At 70.7% G+C, this 5,294-nt stretch carries 6 protein-coding genes; 5 read left to right on the top strand and 1 reads right to left on the bottom strand.

Going from position 1 to position 5,294, the window contains the following annotated elements; translation table 11 throughout:
- On the bottom strand, positions 1-430 hold a 430-nt coding region (locus I53_RS15170; RefSeq protein WP_043352100.1), incomplete at its 3' end, for a flagellar hook-basal body complex protein.
- Between the two features lie 255 nt (positions 431-685).
- Between I53_RS15170 and fliL the strand changes: the two genes are divergently transcribed.
- The 5 genes from fliL to I53_RS15195 all read left to right on the top strand — a co-directional run.
- Positions 686-1,234 (top strand): flagellar basal body-associated protein FliL, encoded by a 549-nt coding sequence (gene fliL / locus I53_RS15175; protein ID WP_043352102.1) that lies wholly within the window; start codon positions 686-688, stop codon positions 1,232-1,234.
- Positions 1,235-1,298: 64 nt separating this feature from the next.
- Positions 1,299-2,516, top strand: coding sequence for a flagellar motor switch protein FliM (gene fliM, locus I53_RS15180; protein WP_085987666.1), 1,218 nt, complete (start codon positions 1,299-1,301; stop codon positions 2,514-2,516).
- 19 nt (positions 2,517-2,535) lie between these two features.
- Positions 2,536-3,036, top strand: coding sequence for a DUF6468 domain-containing protein (locus I53_RS15185; RefSeq protein ID WP_043352105.1), 501 nt, complete (start codon positions 2,536-2,538; stop codon positions 3,034-3,036).
- Complete coding sequence (locus I53_RS15190) at positions 3,033-3,893, top strand: hypothetical protein (RefSeq protein ID WP_043352106.1); 861 nt, start codon at positions 3,033-3,035, stop codon at positions 3,891-3,893. The genes I53_RS15185 and I53_RS15190 overlap by 4 nt, the downstream gene beginning before the upstream one ends.
- Positions 3,894-4,015: 122 nt before the next feature.
- Positions 4,016-5,294, top strand: a 1,279-nt coding sequence (locus I53_RS15195) for an ATP-binding cassette domain-containing protein (RefSeq protein ID WP_043352108.1), incomplete at its 3' end; no start/stop codon positions are given.

Below are 5,294 nucleotides of genomic sequence, written 5' to 3' on the forward strand. Positions count from 1 at the left end.
CGAGGCCGGTCTCCTGCGGGTTGATGGTGATCGGTCCGCCCTCGCCCGCCACCTTGTAGCCGTCGCTGGTGACGAGGGCGCCCTGCGGGTCGATCTCGAAGGCGCCGTTTCGGGTGTAGCGCTCGCCCTGGGGGGACTGCACGGCGATGAAGGCCGCGCCCTTGATCGCCACGTTGAGCGGGTTGCCGGTCCGCTCGACCGGGCCCTGCCCGAGATCGAGGGTGGTGCCCTGGTCGATGACGTAGGAGAGACGCCGGTCGGGCCGGGCGAACGAATCCGCGCTGGCCACCGGCATCAGGTATTCCTGAAAGCGGGTGTTGCGAGCCTTGAACCCGGTGGTCGAGACGTTCGCCATGTTGTTGGCGATCACGTCCAGCTCGCGCTGGAGCGCCATCTGGCTCGACACGCCGACGAAGAGGGCATTCTGCATCGTGGACTCTGGGACTCGCGGGCCGCGGAGGCGGCAACGATCCATTCAGCATCCGCTGTGCCAAACCCAACGGACGAAAATTCCATCGTTCTGACAAGGTCTTGACGGGAATTGCGCGGTCGTCGCGTCGGCGCCGGGTCTGCGTTGCGGCAAACCTGGCCCGGCAGGAATTGCCTGCTTAACGGCACGTTAACCGTGATGCTCCGATATCCGGGTGTACCTGGCGCGCAGTCTCCCGCGAGAGAGCATTATTCCATGGCCAAGAAGCCGAAGAAGGCCTCCGCCGAGGAAGGCGGGGCCGGAGCCGAAAGCGCCCCGAAGGGCAAGAAGAAACTCATGATCATGGTGGCCGTCGCGGTCCTGCTCGTGGGCGGCGGCGCGGGCGCCTTCCTGATGATGGGTGGCGGCGGCGGCAAGGAGGCCGCACAGGACGGCGGCCACGGCGGAGGGCACGGCGCAGACGGCAAGGGTGTCGGCCCGGACGGCAAGAAGCCCGTGGTCTTCGTGGACGTGCGCGAGATGCTCCTCAACCTCAGTCCGGACCAGCCGCAGGACAAGGCCCGGTACGCGAAGGTCCGGATCGCCCTGGAGCTGAAGGACGCGAAGGCCGAGGAGGAGGTCAAGCCGCTGATGCCGCGGGTGGAGGACGCGCTGCAGGTCTACATGCGCGAGCTGCGCGCCAGCGACATCACGAACTCGGTGGGCCTGTTCCGGCTGCGCGAGGAATTGCTGCGGCGGGTCAACATCGCCCTGTATCCCGCCAAGGTCGATGCCGTGCTCTTCAAGGACGTGATCGTCCAATGAGCGCGCCTGCGACCACCCCCATCGCCTCCAACCCCGCGCCGGGCCGGCCCCCGATCGAGCACGCCTGATGGAACCCGAGGACGAACTCCCCGAGGACGATTGGTCGGCAGCCCTTCTGGAGCAGGGCGCCGAGGGCGGCGACTCGTCCCTCGCCGAGGAATGGGGCGCGGCCCTCGCCGAGCAGGGCACCACGCGCAACGCGAGCGACGTCGCCGCCGAATGGGCGACGATGATCGAGGACGGGGAGAGCGACAACCTCCCCGAACTCGCCGGCAACGACCGGGTGCTGAACCAGGACGAGATCGACGGCGTCCTCGGCTTCTCCATGCGCGAGCTCTCGGCCTCGGGGGCCGGGGGCGTTCAGGCCATCGTCGATTCGGGCGTCGTCCAGTACGAACGCCTGCCGATGCTGGAGATCGTCTTCGACCGGATGATCCGGTTGCTGTCGACCTCCCTGCGCAACCTGTTCCAGGACAACGTCGAGGTGACGCTGGACAACATCACCTCGGTGCGCTTCGGCGACTATCTCAACGCGATCCCGCTGCCGACCCTGCTCGGCGTGTTCCGGGCCGAGCAATGGGAGAATTCCGGCCTCGTCACGGTCGATTCGAACCTCGCCTACGCGACGTTCGACCTGCTGCTCGGCGGCAAGCGCGGCGGCTTGTCGAGCCGTCTGGACGGTCGCCCGTTCACCGCCATCGAGATGACGCTGGTGCGCCGCCTCGTGGAGATCGTGCTGGGCGATCTCGAGCTGTCGTTCCAGCCGCTGTCGCCCGTGACCTTCGGCATCGACCGGATCGAGACCAACCCGCGCTTCGCCACGATCACGCGGCCGGGCAACGCCGCGATCCTGATCAGCCTGCGCCTGGACGTCGACGGGCGCGGCGGCATGCTGCAGATCCTGTTCCCCTACGCGACGATCGAGCCGATCCGGGAGCTCCTGACCCAGAGCTTCATGGGTGAGAAGCTCGGCCGCGATCACGTCTGGGAAGGCCACCTCGCCACCGAGATCTGGCAGGCCGACGTGACCATGGAGGCGGTGCTGCACGAGATGATGCTGCCGCTCAAACAGGTCATGAGCCTGAAGGTCGGCGAGACGCTGATGTTCGACGCCAAGCCGTCGGATCTCATCACCGTGCGCTGCGGCGACTGGGCGCTCACCCAGGGGCGGATGGGCCGCGTCGACGGGCACATCGCCGTCCAGGTCACGCGGCCCCTGCGCCGCTCGCGCACGACGATCCAGGCCTACGAGGCCTCGATGAACAACCGGTCGGACAATTAGGGCCGATGAGGGTCCCAACATGAGTCTCTTCGTCACCCTCGCCGCCGACATCCTGGTTGCCGTCCTCCTGGCGGCGACCATCGTCACGTCCCTCCGTCTCTCGCGCCGCATCGGCCAGATGAAGGGCGACGAGGCCGCCCTGCGCCAGACCATCGGCGACCTGATGGTGGCGACCGGCACGGCCGAGCGGGCCATCGCCGGTCTGCGGGCGACGATCGACGAGGGCGACCGCACGCTGAACGCCAGCCTGGAAACCGCCACCATCCGCGCCGCCGAGCTGAAGCTGCAGGTCGAGGCCGGCGAGGGCGTGATCACGCGCATCGGCGCCATCGTGGCGCAGATGCGCGCCGTCCCGATCCGTCCCGAGCCGTCCCCTGAGCCGAGGCCCGCGCCGGAGATCCCGCCCGAGCGCAGGCCGGAGCAGGCCGGTCCGAACGGGGAGCGCCTCGGGGTGGCGGCCGCGGCGGCCCTCGCCATGAGCGAGCGCGCCCTCGCCCGCGTCCGGGCGCGCGCCGCGTGACCGGCGTAAAGGCCCCGAAGATCCCGCCGCCGAAGCCGGATCCCGAGGAGCGGATACGCCGCGCCGCGACGCCGCAGCGGCGCGCGCGCCGGAAGCCCGTCCGGCAGTTCCGGCTGCGCCTCATCGACGCCGTGGCGCTCGCGGCGGGCGGGCTGCTCGTGCTCAAGCTGCTCAGCCTGCTGCAGGCCGGCCTGCCGGAGAGCGCCGAGCTTCCGGAATACGGGCGCGCGGTCGCCCGGGCGCGCACCGGCTACGAGCCCTACGACCCGGTGACGACCGGATCGGTGGGCGCCAAGGAGGCGCCGGCCGCCGCGACCGAGAAGTCGCCGGAGCCGCCCCCGGCGCGGCCCGCACCGCCCGCGGCCGGGAACCCGGCCTCGCCCACCGAGCGCCTGCTCCTGGAGAAGCTCGGCGCCCGGCGCGACGCCCTGCGCCAGAAGAGCGAGGAGCTGGAGCTGCGCGAGAAGATGCTGGGGGAGGCCGAGCGCAAGCTCGAGACCGGCCTCGGCGACCTCAAGAAGGCCGAGGACAAGGTCGACGCCGTCGCGAAGGCGAAGGAGGACGCCGAGAAGCAGGGCCTGGAGAACATCGTCACGATGTACGAGGCGATGAAGCCCAAGGACGCCGCCCGGGTGTTCGACCGGCTCGGGCTCGACGTGCTGGTCCCGATCGTGCTGGCCATGAATCCCCGCAAGATGTCCGAGGTCCTGGCGGTGATGCAGCCCGAGACCGCCGAGCGCCTGACCGTGGCCCTCGCCAACCGCGCCCGCGGCGCCGGAGGGCCGCAGGCCCAGGCCGGGATGGGGCTGCCCGCCAACGAGTTGCCGGCGATCGATCCCGGGGCGCCGGCGCGCTAGGAACGCGGCGCAGCGCGGGCGGCCGCGCGACTTCCCGGAGCCCGCCGTCGCACATGTCGGGTCGGCGTCATGCGGCACCCGCACGGGCTAGGGTCCGGGGCCGGGCGCGCTATAAGGGGCTCATGTCAGAGGCCGATCCCCAGCCGCTCCTCGCCGTCGAGGACCTGTCCGTGGCGTTCCGCGCGCGGGAGGGCGAGACCGTGGCGGTCGACGGCGTCTCCTTCGCCATCCGCCGGGGCGAGACCCTCGCCCTCGTGGGCGAATCGGGATCGGGCAAGTCGGTGACGGCGCTGGCGATCCTGCGCCTCCTCGATGGATCGGCCCGGCAGGACGGCCGGATCCTGTTCAAGGACCGCGACCTCGCGCAGCTGCCCGAGCGGGCGATGCGCGACGTCCGCGGCGCCGACATCACCATGGTGTTCCAGGAGCCGATGACCTCGCTGAACCCGCTCCACACGATCGAGCGGCAGATCGGCGAGGTGCTCGGCCTGCATCGCGGACTCTCCGGCAAGGCGGCCCGCCGGCGGATCCTGGAGCTTCTGGACCTCGTGGGCCTGCGCGACGCGGAGCGGCGCATGGGCGCCTACCCGCACGAACTCTCCGGCGGCCAGCGCCAGCGCGTGATGATCGCCATGGCGCTCGCCTGCGAGCCGGACCTTCTGGTCGCCGACGAGCCGACCACGGCCCTGGACGTCACCGTGCAGGCGCAGATCCTGGCGCTGCTCGCCGACCTGCAGAAACGCCTCGGCATGGCGATGCTGTTCATCACCCACGATCTCGGCATCGTCGAGCGGATCGCCGACCGCGTCTGCGTGATGCTCAAGGGCCGCATCGTGGAGGCCGGTGCGACCAAGGCCGTCTTCGCGGATCCGCAGCACGAGTACACGCGCCGCCTGATCGCCTCCGAGCCGAAGGGCCGGGCCAACCCCGTCCCGGCCGATGCCGCGCCGCTGCTGGAGGCCGGGCCCCTGAAGGTCTGGTTCCCGCTGAAATCGGGTCTGCTCCGGCGCGTCACCGGCCATGTCAGGGCCGTGGACGGCGTGTCCCTGCGGGTCCGGACCGGCGAGACCGTCGGCGTCGTCGGCGAGTCCGGCTCCGGCAAGACGACCCTCGGCCTCGCCCTTCTGCGGCTCACGCGCTCGGAAGGGCCGATCGTCTTCCTCGGACAGGCGATCGACGGCTTCGGCGTGGCGCAGATGCGCCCGCTGCGGAAGGACATGCAGGTGGTCTTCCAGGATCCCTACGGCTCTCTCTCGCCGCGCATGTCGGTGGCCGACATCGTCGCCGAGGGGCTTGTGGTGCAGGGCGCGGCGCGTTCCCGGGCGGAGCGCCGCGCCGTGGTCGCCAAGGCCCTGACCGATGTCGGGCTCGATCCGGCCGACAGGGACCGCTACCCGCACG

Origin of the sequence: Methylobacterium sp. B1, assembly GCF_000333255.1 — a bacterium.
Taxonomy (GTDB): Bacteria; Pseudomonadota; Alphaproteobacteria; order Rhizobiales; family Beijerinckiaceae; genus Methylobacterium; species Methylobacterium fujisawaense.